We start from the raw sequence: 20,943 nt of genomic DNA on the forward strand, positions 1-20,943 counted from the left end.
TTTCGCGGGGAGGACTACTCGTCGGACTCCAGGTCGCCCTCCGTCTCCAGGTACACCTGGCGGAGGGCCTCCAGCGTCTGCGGGTCCGGCTTCTCCCACATGCCGCGCGACTCGGCCTCGAGCAGCCGCTCGGCGATGCCGTGCAGGGCCCACGGGTTGTTCTCGGAGAGGAACTGCCGGTTCGTCTCGTCGAGGACGTACGTCTCCGTGAGCTTGTCGTACATCCAGTCGGCGATGACGCCGGTCGTGGCGTCGTAGCCGAACAAGTAGTCCACCGTCGCGGCGAGTTCGAAGGCGCCCTTGTAGCCGTGGCGGCGCATCGCCTCGATCCACTTGGGGTTCACGACACGGGCCCGGAAGACGCGGGACGTCTCCTCGACGAGCGTGCGGGTCTTCACCGTCTCCGGGCGGGTCGAGTCACCGATGTACGCCTCCGGGGCCGAGCCCCGCAGGGCGCGCACGGTCGCGACCATGCCGCCGTGGTACTGGAAGTAGTCGTCCGAGTCCGCGATGTCGTGCTCGCGGGTGTCGGTGTTCTTCGCGGCGACGGCGATCCGCTTGTACGCGGTCTCCATCTCGGCGCGGGCGGCCCTGCCCTCCAGGCCGCGGCCGTACGCGTACCCGCCCCACACCGTGTAGACCTCGGCGAGGTCGGCGTCCGTGCGCCAGTCCTTGGAGTCGATGAGCTGGAGCAGTCCGGCGCCGTAGGTACCGGGGCGGGAGCCGAAGATACGGGTCGTGGCCCGGCGCTCGTCGCCGTGCTCGGCGAGGTCGGCCTGGGTGTGCGCCCGTACGTGGTTGATCTCCGCCGGCTCGTCGAGCGACGCGGCGAGGCGCACCGCGTCGTCGAGGAGGCCGATGGTGTGCGGGAACGCGTCGCGGAAGAAACCGGAGATGCGAAGGGTGACGTCGACGCGGGGCCGGTTCAGCTCCTCGTACGGGATCGGCTCCAGGCCGGTGACGCGGCGCGAGGCGTCGTCCCAGACGGGCCGGATGCCGAGGAGGGCGAAGGCCTCCGCGACGTCGTCGCCCGCGGTGCGCATGGCGCTCGTGCCCCACAGGGACAGGCCCACGGAGGTGGGGTAGTCGCCGTTGTCGTCCTTGTACCGGGTGAGGAGGCTGTCGGCGAGGGCCTGACCGGTCTCCCACGCGAGGCGGCTCGGGACGGCCTTCGGATCGACGGAGTAGAAGTTCCGGCCGGTCGGTAGGACGTTCACGAGTCCGCGCAGCGGCGACCCGGACGGCCCCGCGGGCACGAAGTTGCCGCTGAGGGCGCGGACGGCGTTGTCCAGCTCGTCGGTGGTCGCGCTCAGCCGCGGGATGACCTCGCGCGCGGCGAAGTCGAGGATTGCGGCAACGGGGTCGGGGCCCTCGTCATCGGCGCGCGGCACCGTGGGGACGGACGCGGCGAGTACGTCCGGCACCGCCGCCGGGTCCCAGTCCGCCGCCTCCATCGCCTCGACGAGAGCGCGGGCCACGGCCTCCGCCTCGTCGGCCGTCGTACGGGTCGCCGACGACTCGTCGAGGCCCAGCGCCTCCCGCAGACCCGGAAGCGCCTGGGACCCGCCCCAGATCTGGCGGGCCCGCAGGATGGCCAGGACCAGGTTGACCCGCGCCTCCCCGGAGGGGGCCGCGCCGAGGACGTGCAGACCGTCCCGGATCTGCGCGTCCTTGACCTCGCACAGCCACCCGTCGACGTGCAGCAGGAAGTCGTCGAACCCCTCGTCGTCCGGGCGGTCCGTCATGCCCAGGTCGTGGTCGAGCTTCGCGGCCTGGATGAGCGTCCAGATCTGGGCGCGGATCGCCGGCAGCTTCGCCGGGTCCATCGAGCTGATCTGGGCGTACTCGTCGAGGAGTTGTTCCAGGCGGGCGATGTCGCCGTACGAGTCCGCACGGGCCATCGGCGGCACCAGGTGGTCGATGAGCGTGGCGTGCACGCGCCGCTTGGCCTGCGTGCCCTCGCCCGGGTCGTTGACCAGGAAGGGGTAGATCAGGGGCAGATCGCCGAGTGCCGCGTCGGGGGCGCACGCCGCGGACAGGCCCGCGTTCTTGCCCGGCAGCCACTCCAGGTTGCCGTGCTTGCCGAGGTGGATCATCGCGTCCGCGCCGAAACCGCCGTCGGAGGCGGATGCCGCGATCCACCGGTACGCCGCCAAGTAGTGGTGGGACGGCGGCAGATCGGGGTCGTGGTAGATCGCGATCGGGTTCTCGCCGAAGCCGCGCGGCGGCTGGATGAGGATCAGCAGGTTCCCGCGCCGCAGCGCCGCGAGGACGATGTCGCCCTCCGGGTTGCGGGACCGGTCGACGAACATCTCGCCGGGCGGCGGCCCCCAGTGCTGCTCGACGCTCTCCCGCAGCTCCTGCGGCAGCGTCGCGTACCAGCGCTTGTAGTCGGCGGCCGGAATGCGGACCGGGTTCTTCGCGAGCTGCTCCTCGGTCAGCCACTCCTGGTCGTGGCCGCCCGCGTCGATGAGCGCGCGGATCAGCTCGTCGCCGTCGCCGGAGGCGAGGCCGGGGATCTCGGCCCGGTCCCCGAAGTCGTATCCCTCGTCGAGGAGTCGACGCAGCAGCGCGACCGCGGATGCGGGGGTGTCGAGGCCCACCGCGTTGCCGATCCGCGAGTGCTTCGTCGGGTACGCGGACAGGACGAGCGCGAGCTTCTTGTCCCGCGCGGGGATGTGCCGCAGACGGGCGTGGCGGACGGCGATCCCGGCGACGCGGGCGGCGCGCTCGGGGTCGGCGACGTACGCGGGCAGCCCGTCCTCGTCGAGCTCCTTGAAGGAGAACGGGACGGTGATCAGGCGGCCGTCGAACTCCGGCACCGCGATCTGGCTCGCGGCGTCGAGCGGCGACACGCCCTCGTCGTTCTCCTCCCAGTCCGCGCGGGACGAGGTCAGGCACAGCGCCTGGAGGATCGGCACGTCGAGCTGGGTGAGCGCGCCCGCGTCCCAGGACTCGTCGTCGCCGCCCGCGCTCGCCTCGGCGGGACGGGTGCCGCCGGCCGCGAGGACCGTGGTGACGATCGCGTCGGCGGGGCGCAGCGCGTCGACGAGCTCGGGCTCGGGGGCGCGCAGGGACGCCACGTAGAGCGGGAGCGGGCGGGCGCCCGCGCGCTCGATCTCGTCGCAGAGGGCGTGCACGAACGCCGTGTTGCCGCTCATGTGGTGGGCGCGGTAGTAGAGCACGGCGACCGTGGGGCCCTCGCCGGTGGCGGGCTCGCGGTCGAGCGGGCCCCAGGTGGGGGCGGCGGCCGGGGGCTCGAAGCCGTGGCCGGTGAGCAGCACGGTGTCGGAGAGGAAGCGGGCCAGGTGGTCCAGGTTCGCGGGGCCGCCGTGCGCCAGGTACTTGTGGGCCTCGGCGGCGATGCCGACCGGGACCGTGGACGTCGCCATCAGCTGGGCGTCGGGCGCCTGTTCACCGGTGAGGACGACCAGCGGGACGCCCGCGGCGAGCAGCCGGTCGATGCCGTCCTGCCAGGCGCGGACACCGCCGAGGAGACGTACGACGACCAGGTCCGCGCCGTCGAGGAGGTCCGGCAGGTCCGTCTCCACGTCGATGCGGGAGGGGTTCGCGAAGCGGTACGCGACCGGGGCGTCCGCGGCGTTGGCCGCGCGGGCGCTGAGCAGGTCGGTGTCCGACGTCGACAGGAGCAGGAGCTGCTGAGGCATGCGTCGTCTGGCCTTCCTCGGGGTGTCCGCGCCCCGGGTGGTCGTGTGGGAAGGGAGTTCCTGGCTCGCTCTCCGGCTGGAGAGTTCACAGTGGCGGGACCGCGCCGGAATCGCACCGGGCTTCCTCCCTGCCGCCGTCGCCGGCGGTGGCCGACCGGGTCCGGGCAGCCACCGAGCATCGTACGGTGCCGGGCGACGACCTGGTACGGGGTGGTCGAATCGGCCCCTATGTATGCTCCCCGGCATGTCCCCCTCCCCCATACCCAACCCACCCGTCGGCTCGGGCGACGCCTGCCCGGGTGCTTTGCGGTTGCATAGCGCGGACGACGGGTTCCTCGCGCGTGTGCGGATTCCCGGCGGGGTCCTCGATGTGGCACAGGCACGGGCGCTCGGCGAGGCGGCGGAGCGGCTCGGGGACGGGCGGCTGCATCTGACGTCGCGCGGGAATGTGCAGTTGCGGGGTTTGCGCGAGGGGTGCGGGGGTGAGCTCGCGGAGCGGCTCGGGGCGGCCGGGCTGCTGCCGTCGGCGGCGCACGAGCGGGTCCGGAACGTGGTGGCGTCGCCACTGTCGGGGCTCGACGGGGGCGGGTTCGTGGATGTGCGGGAGTGGTTGACCGGGCTGGACGCGGCGATCCGTGCGAGTTCCGTCACGCCCGGCTTGTCCGGGAGGTTCCTGTTCGCGCTGGATGACGGCCGCGGCGATGTCGCGGCGCTCGCGCCGGACGTGCTGGTGCGGGCGACCCCGTCCGGCGATGCGGACGTCTCCCTCGGCGAGGCGGTCGTACGGGTGCCGTTCGACCGGGCCGTGGAGGTCGCGGTGGCGGCGGCGGAGTCCTTCGTCGCGGCGGCGCGTGAGGCGGGTGGGCGTGTGTGGCGGGTCACCGAACTGGGCGCTTCCCGCGCGGAGTTGGAGGACCTCCTGTCCGGTCATGCCGACCCAGCCTTGGGCAATCTGCCGCCTTGGGCGGCAGGGTGGGCAAGGCGGCCCCCGGTGCAGCGCAACGAAGGCTCGTACGTCCAGGTGGGGGTGCCGTTCGGCGTGCTGCGGAGCGACCAGTGGGCGGCGCTGCTGCGGACCGCCGACGGAGAGCTGCGACTGACGCCGTGGCGCGGCGTCGTCGTACCGGGCGGGGACCGCGAAGAGCTCGACCGCGTCGGCCTCGTCACCGACCCCGCCTCCCCGTGGAACCGCGTAGCGGCCTGCATCGGACACCCCGGCTGCGCCAAGTCCCACGCCGACGTCCGCCGCGACGCCGCCGCCCGCATCGACGACGCCCACCCGACCCTCCCCACCTACTGGTCCGGCTGCGAACGCCGCTGCGGCCACCCCGTGGGCCCGTACGTCGACGTCGTGGCCCGCCCCGACGGCGGATACACCACAACCGTCCCCCACCACACCGAGAGCTGAGAGCAACCGTGTTCGACTACGAGAAGGACGGCGCGGCGATCTACCGCGAGTCCTTTGCCACGATCCGCGCGGAGGCCGCCGACGGACTCGCGGCGCTGCCCGCCGACGTCGCCCAGGTGGCGGTCCGCATGATCCACGCCTGCGGCCAGGTGGATCTCGTACAGGACATCGGCTGGTCCACCGGCGTCGTGGCGAACGCACGGGCCGCGCTGCGCGCGGGCGCGCCCATCCTGTGCGACGCCCACATGGTCGCCAGCGGCGTCACCCGCAAGCGGCTCCCCGCCGACAACGACGTGATCTGCACGCTCCGCGAGCCCGAAGTGCCGGACCTCGCCCGCGAGTTGGGCACCACCCGCAGCGCCGCCGCCCTCGAACTGTGGCGCGACCGCCTCGACGGCGCCGTCGTCGCCATCGGCAACGCCCCCACCGCGCTCTTCCACCTCCTGGAGATGATCGCAAAGGGCGCCCCGAAGCCCGCCGCCGTGCTGGGCATACCCGTCGGCTTCGTCGGCGCCGCCGAGTCCAAGGACGCCCTGGCCGCTAACGAACTCGGCCTGGAACACCTCGTCGTACGCGGCCGGCGTGGCGGCAGCGCCATGACCGCCGCCGCACTGAACGCCCTCGCGACCGAGGCGGAGATCATGGAGGACCGGGCATGACGGCCACCGGCAAGCTCTACGGCGTCGGGCTCGGCCCCGGCGATCCGAACCTGATGACGGTCGCGGCCGTGAAGGCGATCGCCTCCGCCGACGTCATCGCGTACCACTGCGCGCGCCACGGGCGTTCCATCGCCCGCTCGATCGCCGCGGAGCACATCCGCGAGACGCAGATCGAGGAGCGGCTGATGTACCCGCTCACGGTCGAGACGACCGACCACCCCGGCGGCTACCGGGGCGCGCTCGACGACTTCTACGCCGAGGCCGCCGCCACCCTCGCCGCGCACCTCGACGCCGGGCGCACGGTCGCGGTGCTCGCCGAGGGCGACCCGATGTTCTACGGCTCGTACCAGCACATGCACAAGCGGCTCGCCGACCGCTACGAGACGACCGTCATCCCCGGCGTCACGTCCATCAGCGCCGCCGCCGCGCGCCTCGGGCAGCCGCTGTGCGAGGACAAGGAGACGCTGACCGTCATCCCCGGCACGCTCCCCGAGGACGAGCTGACCGCGCGGATCGCCGCGGCGGACTCGGCGGTCGTGATGAAGCTGGGCCGTACGTTCACCAAGGTGCGGTCGGCGATCGAGAGTTCGGGCCGGCTCGACGACGCCCGGTACGTCGAGCGGGCCTTCATGGTCGGCGAGCGCACCGGCGCGCTCGCCGACATCGACCCGGCGTCCGTGCCGTACTTCTCCGTCGCCGTGCTGCCCTCCCGGATCGACGCGGAGCCGGTCACGGACCCCGACCCGGCGCGCGGCGAGGTCGCGGTCGTCGGCACGGGTCCCGCGGGCGCGCCCTGGCTGACGCCCGAGTCGCGCGGGGCGCTCGCGAACGCCGACGTCCTCGTCGGCTACACGACGTACCTCGCGCGCGTGCCGCAGCGGCCGGGGCAGGTGCGGCACGGTTCGGACAACAAGGTCGAGTCCGAGCGCGCCGAGTTCGCGCTCGACCTCGCGCGGCGCGGGCACCGGGTCGCGGTCGTCTCCGGCGGCGACCCCGGCGTTTTCGCGATGGCGACGGCGGTGCTCGAGGTCGCCTCGGAGGAGCGGTACGCGCAGATCCCGGTGCGGGTCCTGCCGGGCGTCACGGCGGCGAACGCTGCGGCGGCGAAGGCCGGCGCGCCCCTCGGCCACGACTACGCCACCATCTCCCTCTCCGACCGGCTCAAGCCGTGGGAGGTCATCGCGGAGCGGTTGCGGACCGCCGCCGCGGCGGATCTGGTGCTCGCCCTCTACAACCCCGGTTCGCGCAGTCGTACGTGGCAGGTGGGCAAGGCGCGCGAGCTGCTCCTCGAACTCCGGCTCCCGGACACCCCGGTGGTGCTCGCGAGGGACGTCGGCGGGCCGGAGGAGAGCGTACGAGTGGTGCGTCTCGCGGACCTCGACCCCGCGGTGGTCGACATGCGTACGTTGCTGATCGTCGGCTCGTCGCAGACGCAGGCGACGGTCCGCGCGGACGGCCGTACGGTGGCGTGGACCCCGCGCCGCTACCCGGAGGCCGACTGAGCCCGTTGGGCGTGGGCCCAGGTGACCGCGTCGTCGACGGTGGTCGCCACCGGGACCCCCTCGGGGACCGGGGGGCGGCGGACGACGACGACCGGGATGCCGGCCTCGCGCGCGGCGGCGAGCTTCGGGGCCGTCGCCGCGCCGCCGCTGTCCTTCGTCACCAGGACGTCGATGGCGTGGTCCGCGAGGACGGCGCGTTCGCCGTCCAACGTGAAGGGCCCCCGGTCGAGCAGCACCTCCATCCGCGGCGGGAACGGCGGCTCCGGCGCGTCCACGGACCGTACGAGGAAGTGCGCGTCGTCGACGTGGGCGAACGCCGCGAGCCCCATCCGCCCGGTCGTGAGGAAGACCCGCCCCGCGCCCCGTACCGCCTCCGCGGCCTCCACCAGGGAGCCGACCTCCCGCCAGTCGTCCCCCTCCCCCGGCACCCAGCCGGGCCGCCGCAGCGCGAGCAGGGGAACATGGGCGGTGGCGGCGGCCCGCGCCGCGTTGAAACTGATCGTCTCGGCGAAGGGATGCGTGGCATCGATGACCGCGCCCACAGCGTGCTCGCGGATCCACTCCGCCATGCCATCGGCCCCGCCGAACCCGCCGATCCGCACCTCGCCGGCCGGCAGCCGCGGCGCCGCCACCCGCCCCGCCAGCGAACTGGTCACCCGCACCCGCGGATGCAGGGCGTCGGCGAGCCGCCTGGCCTCGGTCGTCCCTCCCAGGATCAGCACGTGCGGCAGCATCGGGGAACTCCATGACTGAGGCGAAGGGTGGGCGCAGCGCCCAACTCAAGCACACCGGCCTGCGGCCCGGCTGGACGACCGGCGCCTGCGCGACGGCCGCGACCACCGCCGCGTACACGGCACTGCTGACCGGCGAGTTCCCCGACCCGGTCACGATCACGCTCCCGAAGGGGCAAACGCCGTCCTTCGCGCTCGCCGTCGAGTCCCTCGACGGGGAATCGGCGACGGCGGGTGTCGTCAAGGACGCGGGCGACGACCCGGACGTCACGCACGGGGCGCTCGTACGGTCCACGGTCCGTCGCCTCCCGGCCGGTTCGGGCGTGGTGTTCAGGGCGGGGGACGGGGTCGGCACGGTCACCCGGCCCGGGCTTCCGCTGCCCGTCGGGGAACCGGCCGTCAATCCGGTGCCGCGGGAGATGATGCGGGAGCACGTGGCGCGGGTGGCGGCGGAGCACGGGGGCGGCGGCGACGTGGAGATCACGCTGTCCATCGACCACGGCGAGGAGATCGCCCGTTCCACGTGGAACCCGCGGCTCGGCATCCTCGGCGGTCTGTCCGTCCTCGGCACGACGGGGATCGTCGTGCCCTACTCGTGCTCGGCGTGGATCGACTCCATCCGGCGGGGCGTGGACGTGGCGCGGGCGGCGGGCCGTACGCATGTGGCGGGCTGTACGGGGTCGACGTCGGAGAAGACGGTCGTCCGCGAGTACGGGCTGCCGGAGGACGCGCTCCTGGACATGGGGGACTTCGCCGGCGCCGTCCTCAAGTACATCCGCCGTCACCCGGTCGACCGGCTGACCATCTGCGGCGGTTTCGCGAAACTGTCGAAGCTGGCGGCGGGCCACCTGGACCTCCACTCGGCGCGCTCCCAGGTGGACAAGTCCTTCCTGGCGGAACTGGCGCGCGGGGCGGGCGCGTCCACTTCTCTTGTCGACGAGATCACCCACGCCAACACGGGCTTGGCAGCCCTCCACCTCGCCACGGCGGCGGGCATCCCCCTCGGCGACCTGGTCGCCTCCGCGGCCCGCGACGAATCCCTCACGGTCCTCCGCGGCGCGCCGGTAGCGGTGGACGTCCTCTGCATCGACCGCGCGGGCACGGTGGTCGGCCGCTCCTAGCCCCCGCGCCCCTTACGCGGCGCCCGGGGCCGCCTTGCCCACCCTGCCTGCGGCTGGGGGAGGCGGATTGCCCAAGTCGGCCACGGCGATCAGTCGAGCGTTGCGGCCACCCGGCCTGCCCGGGACAGCTACCGCCACCCAAGATCCCACCCACCCGCCCCCTCCGGGGGCGTAGGCACCACGGGGGAACCACAACGGCCATGGTCGACCGCGCCACGGCCTGGACAAGCCCCGCCGACACGGATCCCGGCCATTGCGGCCCCGGCCGCAACCCGCTTCGGCAAGCGACCGTCGGAACGGCCGAGCAGTCCGACGACGACTCGTCACCATGGCGATCCGCCCCGCCTACCCGGTTCGCTGCCGCCGCCCTCCAGGGGCGTAAGCACCACGGGGAACCACAACGGTCGTGGTCCACCGCGCCACGCCCCGGACAAGCCCCGAAGCGTTGCGGCCGACCGCAACCCACCCCCGACAAACGGCCGTCGGAACGGCCGACCAAGCCGGTGACGGCTCGTCGCCATGGCGGTCGCCCCCGCCCGCCCGGATCGCTTCCGCCACCCAAGATCCCACCCACCCGCCCCCTCCGGGGGCCTAGGCACCACGGGGCCCGCAACGGTGATGGACCACCACGCCACGTCCCGGACAAGCACCGCCGACACGGACCCCAGCCATTACGGCCAGCCGCAACCCACCTCCGGTAAGCGGCCGACCATGCCTGACGGCAGCCGTCACCGACTCCGGACAAACGGCCGCCGGTACGGCTCCCCCCCATAGGGACGGGCGACCGTAGTGGATTGCGGCACCCCGCGGGGCCTACGCCCCCGGAGGGGGCGGGGGGCGGGATATTGGGCGGCGGCAGCCGGACCGGCCACGGGACGCCCCGTAGGGACGGTGCAGGTGTGCGCATCCGGCCCCTGCGGCGATCGAGCAGCAGAGGCCGGGGCACAGCCCCGAGGCGCAGAAACGGAGGGCCAGCGCGCACGCGTGAGCCCTGCGACGGATGAGCAGCAGGGGTCGGCTGCCCGAGGCCGTGCGGCACCCCGCGGGGCCTACGCCCCCGGAGGGGGCGGGTGGGTGGGACATTGGGCGGCGGCAGCCGGGCCGGCCACGGGATGCCCCGAAGGGACGGTGCAGGTGTGCACATCCAGCCCCCTGCGGCGCTTGAGCAGCGGGGACCGGGGCAGAGCCCCGAGGCGTAGGAACAGGGGCGCCAGGGGGCATCGGGGCTCAAGGGCCGGCTGCCCGAGGCCGTGCCGCAACCCCGCGAGGCCTACGCCCCCGGAGGGGGCGGGGGGTGGGACATTGGGCGGCGGCAGCCGGACCGACCACGGGATGCCCCGTGAGGACGGTGCAGGTGTGCACATCCAGCCCCTGCGGCGCTTGAGCAGCGGGGACCGGGGCAGCGCCCCGAGGCGTAGGAACGGGTGGGCGCAGAGGGCGGCGGGGCTCAGGGGCGAGGGCGGGTCACGGAGTAGAGGTGGCTGTCGCGGAAGTGGGTCGCGGCCAACGTTCGGCCCACGATGATGACCGCCGTGCGCAGCACATCCGCCGATTTCACCTGGTCCGCGATGTCGCCGAGCGTCCCCCGCAGCACCACCTCGTTCTCCCGGCTCGCATACGCCACGACGGCCGCCGGACAGTCCGCCCCGTAGTGCGGCGTCAGCTCCGCCACGATCCGGTCGACGTACCGCGCCCCCAGGTGAAGAACCAGCAGCGCCCCGCTCGCCCCGAGCGTCGCCAGGTCCTCCCCCTCCGGCATCGGCGTCGCCTGCTGCGCGACCCGCGTGAGGATCACCGTCTGCCCGACCGTCGGCACGGTCAGCTCCCGCTTCAGCGCCGCTGCCGCCGCCGCGAACGCCGGAACCCCCGGCACGACCTCGTACGGAATCCCGAGCGCGTCGAGCCGCCGCATCTGTTCGGCGACGGCGGAGAACACCGACGGGTCGCCGGAGTGCAGCCGCGCCACATCGTGCCCCGCCTCGTGCGCGGCGACGAACTCCCGCTCGATGGCGTCGAGATCGAGGTTCGCGGTGTCGACGAGCCGCGCGTCGGCGGGGCACTCGGCGAGGAGTTCGGCGGGCACGAGCGACCCGGCGTACAGGCAGACCCCGCACGCCGCGAGCGTCCGCGCGCCGCGCACGGTGATCAGGTCGGCGGCGCCGGGGCCCGCCCCGATGAAGTAGACCGTCATGCCTGTCCCACCCTTGTCTTCGTTACGGACCATTGGGTGACCGGCATCGCCTGCCGCCACCCGGTGAACCCGCCGACGGGCACGGCGTGCGCGACGGAGAGTTTCACAAGTTCCCCGCCCTGCCGCCGGTACCGGTCCGCGAGCAGCGCCTCGGACTCGAGGGTCACCGTGTTGGCGACCAGCCGGCCGCCTTCGGGGAGCGCGTCCCAGCAGGCGTCGAGGAGTCCGGGCGCGGTGAGGCCGCCGCCGATGAACACGGCGTCGGGGCGCGGGAGTCCGGCGAGCGCGTCCGGCGCGGCGCCGGTCGTCACGGCGAGCCCGGGGACGCCGAGCCGTGCCGCGTTGCGGGCGATGCGGTCGGCGCGCTCGGCGTCGCGTTCGACGGCGTACGCGCGGCAGGACGGGTGCGTGCGCATCCATTCGATGCCGATGGATCCGGAGCCGCCGCCGATGTCCCAGAGGAGTTCGCCGGGCGCGGGCGCGAGCGCGGCGAGCGTCGCGGCCCGCACATGGCGCTTGGTGAGCTGCCCGTCGTGCTCGTACGCGGCGTCGGGGAGTCCGGGCGCGGCGCCGAGGCGCGGGGCGTCGGGGGCGCGGCGGCAGTCGACGGCGACGACGTTGAGCGGGTCGCCCGGCGCGTGCGTCCAGGCGTCGGCGACCCCGTCGTACGAGGTCTCCTCCTCGGCGCCGAGGCGTTCGAGGACGGTCATGCGGCTGGGCCCGAACCCGCGGTCGGTCAGCAGCTTCGCGACCTCGGCGGGGGTGTCGGCGCCCGCGGAGAGGACAAGCACGCGGCGGCCGTGGTGCAGGGCGGCGGCGAGCCGGTCGGCGGGGCGGCCGACGAGGGTGACGACGTCGGTGTCCTCGACGGGCCAGCCGATCCGGGCGCAGGCGTAGGACACGGACGACGGGTGCGGCAGTACGTGGAGCGCGTCGGCGCCGACGGTCTCGGTGAGGGTCCGGCCGATCCCGTAGAACATGGGGTCGCCGCTGGCGAGGACGGCGACGCGGCGGCCGGTGTGGCGGGCGAGGAGGCCGGGCACGGCAGGGCGCAGCGGGGAAGGCCAGGGGACGCGTTCGCCCGCGCACTCGGGCGGCAGCAGGTCGAGCTGGCGGGGGCCGCCGATCACGACGTCGGCGCCGCGCAGGGCCTCGCGTGACGTCTCGGCGAGCCCGGCCCATCCGTCGGCACCGATTCCGACGACGGTCACCGCGGGCACGGCGGGGTGGTCGGGGGGAGTCACGGCCGATTACCTCTGGTGGGGGCGTCAAGAACGTCAACGTCGCGCCGAACTCTATCGGGCGACATCGACGCCGCCTCCATCGCATCGATGCCGCGGCCCCGGGGATCCCGACGCGCCGCGAGCCTCCACGGTCCCCCTCCCCGGCACCGCCACCGTGTTACCTCAAGAACGATCGGCATCGGCAGAAGGCGGGACGGCATGGCGGGATACGGAGCGGCGCGGGCCTGGTTCGTGACCGCCGCGGTGGTCGGGGTCTCGGCCCTCCCCTGCGCCGGCCCGGAGGCCGCCGCCGCGGACGACGACCCGGCGCGGCCCGCCGTGGTGTGGCCGGTGACCGCGACTCCGCACATGACGGCGGCGGCGCTCGGCTCGGGGGCGAACGCCAAGCCGGTGTTCGACGACGACTCGCTGGCCGGTCTGTTCGCGCCCGGCGGCCGGCTCCGCGAGGTCGTGGAGGCGGGCAGGGACCGCGACGTCAGCTGGGTGCTCGACCCGGACGTGATGATCGCCGCGCAGGAGATGTCGACCGGCTACCGCGTCGCGAAGAACACGGATTCGTCGAGCCCGCAGGACACCACGGAGGGCACGGGCCAGGGCGCGGCCCGCGCCTGGCTGTCCGAGCTGCGGGAGGCCGTCGAGGGCCGCGAGGTGTGGCTGCTGCCGTACGCGGACACGGACCTCGCGTCGCTGGCCCACCATCCGGGCAGCGACACCGAGGACCTCACGGACGTGGTGGCGGGGCTCGCGGCGGAGACGCGGAAGCGGGTCGAGCGGATCCTCGGCACCGACACCCGCGCCGGGCTCGGCTGGCCCGTCGACGGGGCGCTGGACTCCTCCGTGACGGCGCTCGGCGCGAAGCTGGGCGTCACCCGGGTGCTCGCCTCCGGGCAGGGCCTGACGCCCGCCGACGGCGATCCGGTGACGCTGGGCAGTGGCGGCGACGCGATGACGGCGCTGCCCTACGAGGCCGATCTGACGACGGCGCTCGCCCGCCTGAAGGACCGGCAGCCGTCCGCCACCCCCACGCCGTCCGCATCCGGCTCCGGCAGCCCGTCGTCGCCCACGCCGAGCGACTCCGCGTCCGCGACGCCGGACACGGCGGACAAGTCGACCGTCGAGCACATCACCGCCCTCCTCAAGGCGAACGCCCGCCCCGTCGTCGTACCGCCCCGCGATCTGTCCGGCACGGCGGCCGACGCGCTGGGTTCCGCGATCGACGCGGGTACGAAGGACGGCTGGCTGGAGCCGGGCGACATCCGCTCGGCCGACGACGACCCGGTGGACGGGGAGGCCGGGGCCCCGGCCTCGTACCCCTCGCGGCTGCGCGCGGGCGAGCTCGGCGAGGAGCGGCTGACGGCCGCCGCCGGTGACCTGGACGAGCTGGCGACGCTGTCCAAGGTGCTCGCCGACCCGGACGCCACCACGGACTCGGTGCACGCGGCGATGGCCCGCGCCCTGGCGACGGCCTGGCGGGCGGAGGAGGACGCGGCGCAGCGCACGTTCCAGAAGCGCACGACGAACTTCCTGCGGACGTCGGTGAAGTCGCTGCGCCTGGTGCCGAAGACCACGGTCACCGTGACGTCGGGCGACGCCTCGATCCCGGTGACGGTCGACAACGCGCTGCAGCAGGAGGTCTCCGGGCTCGAACTGCGCGTCACGTCCAGCGACTCGGAGCGGCTGCGGGTCAACGACGACGAGGTCTCGGTGTCGGCGGAGGGTTCGGCGACCCACACCTCGCAGATCGAGGTGACGGCGAAGGCCAACGGCAAGGCGCGGCTGACGGCGCAGCTCTACACGACGAGCGACGGGAAGCCGTGGGGCGAGGAGATGACCTTCGAGGTCGATGTGACGTCGGTGTCGTCGGGGGCGATCGCCGTGGTGGCGGCGGGCCTCGGGCTCATCGCGCTCGCCGCCGTGTTCCGTATGCGCCGGGTGCGCAGGCGGAACGGCGACGGCGGCTGAACACCCCTTCCTCGGCTTCCGCTACTTCTTCGCGGCCTTCTCGACGGCCGCCTGCGCGTCGACGATGCCGAGGCCCAGCTTGGCGTCCTTCTTCGGGTTGCTGGCCGTGTCGCGGATCGTGGACATGATCGCGTCGGGTTTCAGGCCCTGGTGGTGCAGGAGCGCGGCGAGCGCGGAGACGTAGGGCGCCGCCATGGAGGTGCCGGACAGCTTCCCGTAGCCGGAGGTGTCCTTCAGGGTCTCCTTGGACTTGTACGTCGGCAGCGTCGACAGGATGTCCTCGCCGGGCGCGGACACGGCCTGCTCGGCGCCGAAGTTGGAGAAGTCCGCCGCCGTGCCCTTCCGGGTGCTGGCGCCGACGACGAGGACCGGGGTGCGCACCTTGTACGGCTGGGTGTCCGCGCCGTCGTTGCCGGCCGCGGCGACGACGACCGCGCCCTTGTCGTGGGCGTGCTGGATCGCCTGGTTGAGGATGCCGCCCTGGAGCAGCTTCGTCATCAGGACGCCCTCGCCGAGGGAGAGGTTGATGACGTCGGCGCCGTGGTCGGCGGCCCAGACGATGCCCTTGGTGATGTTGCCGTTGGATCCCGAGCCGTTGGCGCCGAGCACCCGCACCGGCATGATCTTGGCGCCGGGCGCGCCGCCGGCGACGCCGACGCCGTTGTCGGTGTGGGCGGCGGCGATGCCGGAGACGTGGGTGCCGTGGCCGTTGAGGTCCTTGGGGTCGTCGTCTCCGTCGACGAAGTCGTATCCGTCGACGAGCCTGCCCTTGAGGTCGGGGTGGTCGGTGGCGACCCCGGAGTCGACGACGGCGATCACCGTGTCGTCGCCCTTCGACGTGTCCCAGGCGTCCGGGAGTTTCATCGCGTCGAGGGCCCACTGGTCCTTCCGCATGGGGTCCGGCTTGCTGTCGTCCCCGCACGCGGTGGCGAGCAGCAGGGTGGCGATGGTGGCGGCGACGAGCGGTGTACGGATGCGCATGGTCCGAGCCTGCGGTCGACCGCCGCCTCACGCATGTGGTGGCCGCCCGTGTGGGCTACCGGGCGTGGTCAGCGGGCCCAGTCCGGGATCCAGAAGTCGCCGTCGCCGGGCTCCTCGTACCGGTCCGTCAGGTACGTCAGGAGCGCCGCGAGCCCCGGGTGCCGGTTGTCGGCCCGCCACAGCAGGGACAGCGGGTAGAGCGGGGTGGGGCGGCGTACGGGGACGAAGCGCAGCTCGATGTCGGAGGGTCGGGTGAGCGGGGTGCGGGTGCCCATGATGGTCGCCACGTCGTCCGCGGCCGCGACGGTGCGCAGCAGGTGGCCGCCGCCGAAGGTGGTGCCGCCCGCGTCGATGGTGAGGCCGTACGCGCGCGCCAACTCCTCGTAGTACGCGGCCCATTCGCTGCCCTTCGCCATGCCGGGCATCCAGATGCGGTGTCCGGCGAGTTCGGCGGGGGTGACATCGGAGCGGTCGGCGAGGGGGTGGGCGGCGCCGGTGACGAGGACGGCCGGCTCGTCGATGACGCGGGCGCTGCGCACCTCGCGCGGCAGCCGGTCGGCGGGTACGGCGCGGGTCCAGAACGCGGCGTCGACGCCGCCCTCCCGTACGGAGGCGAGCGCGGCGGGGCCGCCGTGGCCGAGGGCGACGACGTCGAGCGGGAGCTGCGGGTGGGCCTGGTGGAAGTCCTGCACGACCCCGTTGGTGATCACGTTGGCGCCGAGCACGTCGACGCGCAGGGGCCGGCCGCCGCCGCGTACGGAGTCGGCGGCGCGTGCGGCGACGGCGAGCAGTTCCCGCGCGTGCGGCAGGAACGTCTCGCCGTCGAGGGTGAGCCGGGCGCCGCGCGGGGTGCGGGTGAACAGGCGCGCCCCGAGCTCCCGTTCCAGGGCGGCGACGCGCTTGGAGGCGGCCTGCTGGGTGATGCCGAGTTCGGCGGCGGCGATCTGGATCTGGCCCTCGTCGGCGACGGCGACGAAGGTGCGTACGTTCTGGAGGTCCACGGGGTCCACCCGTCCATACAACCACTGGTTGTACGGATCGCGGTGTCGGTTGTTTGCCGCGGCGCGTCGCCGACCGCTTGTATCTCCTCGCCTGGTCACGGGAGGAGATGAGCTGATGCGGCTCGGGCGGGACTTCGGGTGGCTGTGGGCCGCCTTCGCGGTGAGCACCGCCGGATCGTGGCTCGCGCTCGACGCGTTCCAGCTGGTCGCCGTGCTCGCGCTGGACAGCGGGGCGGCGCGGGTGTCGTTCCTCGCGGCGGCCGGGCTCGCGGTCGGGGCGCTGCTCGCGGTGCCGCTCGGGCCGTGGGTCGAGTTCCGGCGCAAGCGGCCCGTGATGATCCTCGCCGACCTGGTGCGCTGCGCGGCCCTGCTGACGCTGCCGCTCGCGTACGTCCTCGACGCACTCACGTTCGCCCAACTCGTCGTGGTGTCCGTGGTGGTGGCCGCGGCCGACATCGTGTTCCGGGCGGCGAGCGGCGCCCACCTCAAGGCGCTCGTCCCGGCCGATGGACTCCTGCCGGCCAACGCCAGGTTCGAGGCCACGCAGTGGACCGCGACGGCGGTGGGGCCGCCGCTCGGCGGGGCGCTGATCGGCGCGTTCGGCCCGCTGACGACGGTCCTCCTGGACGCGGTGAGCTACGTCCTGTCGGCGCTCGGCGTCCGCGCAATCCGGGCCCCCGAGCCCCGTCCGGCGCGCTCCGCGCACGGCCGGTTCAGCGGCGCCGACATGGCCGAGGGCTGGCGGCACCTGTGGGAGCGGCCCGCGCTGCGCGCCCTCTTCCTCAACAACAGCCTGGTGAACGCCCTCATCATGGTGGGCTCCCCGCTCATGGCGGTGCTGCTCCTCGACGAACTGGGCCTGGCCCCCTGGCAGTACGGCCTCGTCTTCGGCGTCCCGTGCCTGGGCGGCCTCGTCGGCTCCCGGCTCGCCACCCCGCTGGTGAAGCGGTACGGGGAGCGGCGGGTGCTGCTCGTGAGCGGGGCCGCGCGGGCGTGCTGGCCGGTCGGGCTCGCGTTCGTGGGGCCCGGCGTCGCGGGGATGCTCGTGGTGGTCGGCGTGGAGTTCGGGCTGATCACCTGCTGCGCCGTCTTCGCCCCGGTGATGGCGGCCGAGCGGCTGCGGCTCACGGACGACGACCGGGTGGCGCGGGTGCTGTCCGCGTGGACCGTCACGCAGCGCGCGGTGACCGCGGCGCTGACCCTCGCGTGGGGCGGTTTCGCCGCGCTGATCGGGACGCGCGGGGCGCTCGCGCTCGCCGGTGTGCTGCTCCTCGCGACGCCGCTGCTGCTGCGGGGACTGCGCTCCCCGGCGTGTGCACCACGCCCCGCGGCGCCCACGCTGCCAGAGTGACCACGAACAACCGCCCCATATATGCCGGATGTCCAATGCAGTCCGGTTCAGGGAGTTTTCGTGGCACACGTACACGTGATCCTCAATCAGAAAGGCGGCGTGGGAAAGTCCACGCTCGCCGTGAACCTCGCGGCCGTCACCGCCGACGTGCTCGGCGCGGGCGCCCCCGACGCCGAGCGCCCGCCGGTCGTCGCCGTCTCCATCGACCCGCAGGGCTCCGCCGTCTGGTGGTCGGAGCGGGTCGGCGAGGGCCTCCCCTTCGACTTCGTGCAGGCGCACGACGACCTCGCGGGACTCGCGGCGCTCTCCCGCATCCCGTCCGCCGAGCACGTCTTCGTCGACACCCCGGGCTGGCTCGACCTCGCCGACGACGACGGGGCCGACCCCCTCGGCAAGGGCGCGGCCGCCGACGCCCTGCGCGCGGTGCTCTCCAACGCCACCGACGTCATCGTCCCCATCGAGCCCGAACCGCTCGGCTTCCAGCCCACGCAGCGCACCGTGGAACGCGTCGTGAAGCCGCGCGGCCTCCCCTTCCGCGTGGTCATCAACAACTGGGACCCGCGCGACGGCAAGGCCGATCTGGCGCAGACCCGCAAGTTCGTCGAGGCCCAGGACTGGCCGCTCGCCCGCACCGTCGTGCGCCACTACAAGCTGCACACGCGGGCCAGCGCCGACGGTCTCGTCGTCACGCAGTACGGCGCCAACCGGGTCGCCCTCCAGGCCCGCGAGGACTTCTTCCGCCTCGCCCTGGAGGTCGGCCTCGCCGCGATCCCGGCGCCGACCCGCGCCGCCAAGAAGTCCACCCGTACGAAGAAGACCGCGGCGAAGCCCGGCAAGGCAGGCAGGAAGGTGTCCGTCTGATGGGCCGTCGTACCGATCTCTCCTCGCTCCTGGCGGCCGAGAAGGAGCTCGCGCAGGAGCAGGCCGCGGCGCCCGCCCAGCGCAGACGCCCCGACACCGAGCCGCTGACCGTGCCGATCGGCGACCTCGCCGAGAACCCGGACAACCCGCGCCACGAGCTGCGCGACCTCGACGGGCTCGCCGAGACGGTCCGCGAGCGCGGCGTCCTCCAGGCCCTCGGCGTCGTCTCCGCCGCCGTGTTCCTGGCCGCCCGCCCGCACCACAAGGAGGCCGTCGGCAACGCCCCGTACGTGGTGCTGCACGGCCACCGGCGGCTCGCGGCGGCCAGGATGGCGGGCCTCGACGAGGTTCCGGTCCTGGTCAGGGACGACGCGACGCGCTCCGACGAGGACGCGCTGATCGAGAACGTGCAGCGCGACGACCTCACGGAACTGGAGCAGGCACAGGCCATCCAGGGCCTCATCACCTCCTACGGCTACTCGCAGCGCCAGGTCGCCGCCCGCATCGGCAAGACGCAGGGCTTCATCTCGCAGCGCCTGTCGCTGATGAAGCTGCGCGAGGACATCCAGGAGGCGCTCGCCGACGGCCGCGTCTCCATCGAGGACGCCCGCCGCATCGCCCGCCTCCCGAAGGACGAGCAGCTGCTCCCCGGCGAGGCCGACGCCGCCGCGACCGTCCCCGCCGCGCGCAAGGAGAAGCGGGCCCGCGATTACGGCGTAATCAAGATCGACAGCCGGGGGACCCCGGACGATGTCGTCGAGGCGCTGCGCCGGCATCTCGCCCCGGCCACCCTCGACCGGATCGTCGAACTGCTCGGCCGATAGCCGGCCGCGCCGTCGCCGCCTTCGCTTACCGTGGCCCCGTGCTCGAAGTACCGACCGTGCCGTCCGCGCCCGTGACCCCGCAGCCGCCCGCCGAGGCCGTTGCCCCGCTGATGCGCGGCCTCGACGTGCTGCGGCGCCTCACGGAGGCGGACGGCACGCTCGCGCTCGCCGACCTGGCGCGCGCCACCGGGCTCGCCCGCTCCACGGTCGACCGGATCTGCGCGACCCTCGCCCACCTGGGCTTCGTACGCCTCGACGGGCGCGACGCGGCGCTCGCCCCGCCCCTGATGGCCGTCGCCGACGCGTGCCTTGACGCGCTGCGGGTGCCGGGGCCGCTCGGCCCGCTCGCCGACCGGCTCGCGGACGAGCTCGACGAATCCGTCTCCCTCGCGGTGCCCGACGGCACCGACATCCGCTTCGTGCACCAGGTGCTGCGCAGGCGCGCGCTGTCCATCAGCTTCCGGGTGGGCGACGCGCTGCCGATGCACGGCTGCGCACCGGGTCTTGTGTTCCGGGACGGTCTTCCCCTGGCCGTGGACGACCAGCTGGTGGAACCGGGCCTGGTCGCGGTGGCGGTGCCGGTGCGGGGCCCGGACGGGTCGGTGGTGTGTGCGGTGAGCGTGGTCAGCCACACGAGCCGGCACGCCGCCGGGGAGCTGGCGGAGGCGGTGCGGGAGCCGCTGGAGGCGTGTGTGCGGTCGATGGAGTCCGTACTGGGCACGTACGCCTCGGGGCTCCGCCCCGGCCCCCGCGCCTCGATCGCCGACGGGGCCGACATCGGCCGCGTCCCCATCGTCTCGCTCGCCAGGGGCCTCCATGTCCTCACCGCCTTCGACGCCGCCCGCCCCGCCCTCACGCTCACCGAGATCGCCGAGGCCACCGGCCTCGCCCGCGCCACCGCCCGCCGCGCCCTCATCACGTACGAGCACCTCGGTTACGTCACCCGCGACGACCGCGCGTACCGGCTCACCCCCCGCGTCCTCGCGCTCGGCTGCGCGCCCCTGTCGCGCACCACGCTCCCCCGCATCGCCGGCCCGCACCTCGCGGCCCTGTCGGAGCGGCTCGGCGAATCCGTGGGCCTGTCCGTGCCGGACGGCGACCACGTGCGGTGCACCGCGCGGGTGACGCCGCGCCGCGTCATGAGCGTCGACATCGGCGTCGGCTCCCGGCTGCCCGCCGCCGACACGGCCGCCGGGCTGCTGCTGCGCGACGGCGGCGAGCGGGCCGCCGCCGACGGGCCGGAGGCGGGGCTCCGGTCGGTGGCGGTGCCGGTGCGGGACCGGGCGGGCCGCATGGTGTCCGCACTCGACGTCACGGCGCACCAGGGCCGCGGCGACGACGGGGCGTGGGCCGCCGCGCTCACCGAGAGCGCGCAGCGCATCGCCGCCGACCTGCACGTGACGTCGCGCTTCGTGAGCGTCCCCGCCCACTGAGACCCG

At 74.1% G+C, this 20,943-nt stretch carries 15 protein-coding genes and 1 riboswitch; of the genes, 9 read left to right on the forward strand and 6 right to left on the reverse strand.

The window, feature by feature from the left end; all coding sequences use genetic code 11:
• Positions 1-14: 14 nt before the first annotated feature.
• On the reverse strand, positions 15-3,668 hold the full coding sequence (cobN, locus tag ACTWJ8_RS19525) for a cobaltochelatase subunit CobN (protein ID WP_443264703.1): 3,654 nt from the start codon (positions 3,666-3,668) through the stop codon (positions 15-17).
• 54 nt (positions 3,669-3,722) lie between these two features.
• Positions 3,723-3,815: riboswitch (cobalamin riboswitch) on the reverse strand.
• A 97-nt stretch (positions 3,816-3,912) separates the two neighbouring features.
• Here cobN and cobG point away from each other — a divergent pair.
• The 3 genes from cobG to cobJ are packed head-to-tail and all read left to right on the forward strand — an operon-like array spanning position 3,913 to position 7,237.
• Positions 3,913-5,076: a precorrin-3B synthase gene (gene cobG, locus ACTWJ8_RS19530; RefSeq protein ID WP_443264705.1), complete on the forward strand. Its 1,164-nt coding sequence runs from the start codon at positions 3,913-3,915 to the stop codon at positions 5,074-5,076.
• 8 nt (positions 5,077-5,084) lie between these two features.
• Positions 5,085-5,735: a precorrin-8X methylmutase gene (locus ACTWJ8_RS19535; protein ID WP_356386899.1), complete on the forward strand. Its 651-nt coding sequence runs from the start codon at positions 5,085-5,087 to the stop codon at positions 5,733-5,735.
• Positions 5,732-7,237 carry a precorrin-3B C(17)-methyltransferase gene (cobJ, locus tag ACTWJ8_RS19540; RefSeq protein ID WP_443264707.1) on the forward strand — a complete coding sequence of 502 codons (1,506 nt, stop codon included), beginning with the start codon at positions 5,732-5,734 and terminating at the stop codon, positions 7,235-7,237. The genes ACTWJ8_RS19535 and cobJ overlap by 4 nt, the downstream gene beginning before the upstream one ends.
• Here the strand turns inward: cobJ and ACTWJ8_RS19545 are convergent.
• Positions 7,219-7,971 (reverse strand): cobalt-precorrin-6A reductase, encoded by a 753-nt coding sequence (locus ACTWJ8_RS19545; protein ID WP_443264709.1) that lies wholly within the window; start codon positions 7,969-7,971, stop codon positions 7,219-7,221. The two genes, cobJ and ACTWJ8_RS19545, sit on opposite strands and share 19 nt — an antisense overlap.
• Positions 7,972-7,982: 11 nt before the next feature.
• Here ACTWJ8_RS19545 and ACTWJ8_RS19550 point away from each other — a divergent pair, with 11 nt between their 5' ends.
• Entirely contained in the window at positions 7,983-9,089 is a 1,107-nt protein-coding gene (locus ACTWJ8_RS19550) for a cobalt-precorrin-5B (C(1))-methyltransferase (RefSeq protein WP_443264711.1), read from the forward strand.
• A gap of 1,447 nt (positions 9,090-10,536) precedes the next feature.
• Here the strand turns inward: ACTWJ8_RS19550 and cobM are convergent.
• Both cobM and cbiE read right to left on the reverse strand, forming a co-directional pair.
• On the reverse strand, positions 10,537-11,280 hold the full coding sequence (gene cobM / locus ACTWJ8_RS19555; RefSeq protein WP_443264713.1) for a precorrin-4 C(11)-methyltransferase: 744 nt from the start codon (positions 11,278-11,280) through the stop codon (positions 10,537-10,539).
• Complete coding sequence (gene cbiE, locus ACTWJ8_RS19560; protein ID WP_443264715.1) at positions 11,277-12,524, reverse strand: precorrin-6y C5,15-methyltransferase (decarboxylating) subunit CbiE; 1,248 nt, start codon at positions 12,522-12,524, stop codon at positions 11,277-11,279. Before cbiE ends, cobM begins: the two co-directional genes overlap by 4 nt.
• A 198-nt stretch (positions 12,525-12,722) precedes the next feature.
• Between cbiE and ACTWJ8_RS19565 the strand changes: the two genes are divergently transcribed.
• Entirely contained in the window at positions 12,723-14,486 is a 1,764-nt protein-coding gene (locus tag ACTWJ8_RS19565; protein WP_443264717.1) for a DUF6049 family protein, read from the forward strand.
• Between the two features lie 21 nt (positions 14,487-14,507).
• On the opposite strand, the gene ACTWJ8_RS19570 is transcribed toward ACTWJ8_RS19565, so the two are convergent.
• Both ACTWJ8_RS19570 and ACTWJ8_RS19575 read right to left on the reverse strand, forming a co-directional pair.
• Positions 14,508-15,467 (reverse strand): S8 family peptidase, encoded by a 960-nt coding sequence (locus tag ACTWJ8_RS19570; protein WP_356386879.1) that lies wholly within the window; start codon positions 15,465-15,467, stop codon positions 14,508-14,510.
• A 68-nt stretch (positions 15,468-15,535) separates the two neighbouring features.
• Entirely contained in the window at positions 15,536-16,468 is a 933-nt protein-coding gene (locus tag ACTWJ8_RS19575) for a LysR family transcriptional regulator (RefSeq protein ID WP_443264718.1), read from the reverse strand.
• Positions 16,469-16,583: 115 nt separating this feature from the next.
• Between ACTWJ8_RS19575 and ACTWJ8_RS19580 the strand changes: the two genes are divergently transcribed.
• Genes ACTWJ8_RS19580 through ACTWJ8_RS19595 form a run of 4 tightly spaced genes read left to right on the forward strand, consistent with a single transcriptional unit; the run spans position 16,584 to position 20,937 of the window.
• Positions 16,584-17,819, forward strand: coding sequence for an MFS transporter (locus ACTWJ8_RS19580; RefSeq protein WP_443264720.1), 1,236 nt, complete (start codon positions 16,584-16,586; stop codon positions 17,817-17,819).
• Positions 17,820-17,879: 60 nt separating this feature from the next.
• Positions 17,880-18,680, forward strand: a complete 801-nt coding sequence (locus ACTWJ8_RS19585; RefSeq protein WP_443264722.1) for a nucleotide-binding protein — start codon at positions 17,880-17,882, stop codon at positions 18,678-18,680.
• The gene (locus ACTWJ8_RS19590; RefSeq protein WP_356386867.1) at positions 18,680-19,504 is read left to right on the forward strand and encodes a ParB/RepB/Spo0J family partition protein; all 825 of its coding nucleotides are present in this window, start codon (positions 18,680-18,682) and stop codon (positions 19,502-19,504) included. The genes ACTWJ8_RS19585 and ACTWJ8_RS19590 overlap by 1 nt, the downstream gene beginning before the upstream one ends.
• Before the next feature lie 38 nt (positions 19,505-19,542).
• Complete coding sequence (locus tag ACTWJ8_RS19595; protein WP_443264724.1) at positions 19,543-20,937, forward strand: IclR family transcriptional regulator domain-containing protein; 1,395 nt, start codon at positions 19,543-19,545, stop codon at positions 20,935-20,937.
• The last annotated feature ends 6 nt before the right edge of the window (positions 20,938-20,943 follow it).

Source organism: Streptomyces sp. SDT5-1 (assembly GCF_052245995.1).
GTDB lineage: Bacteria > Actinomycetota > Actinomycetes > Streptomycetales > Streptomycetaceae > Streptomyces.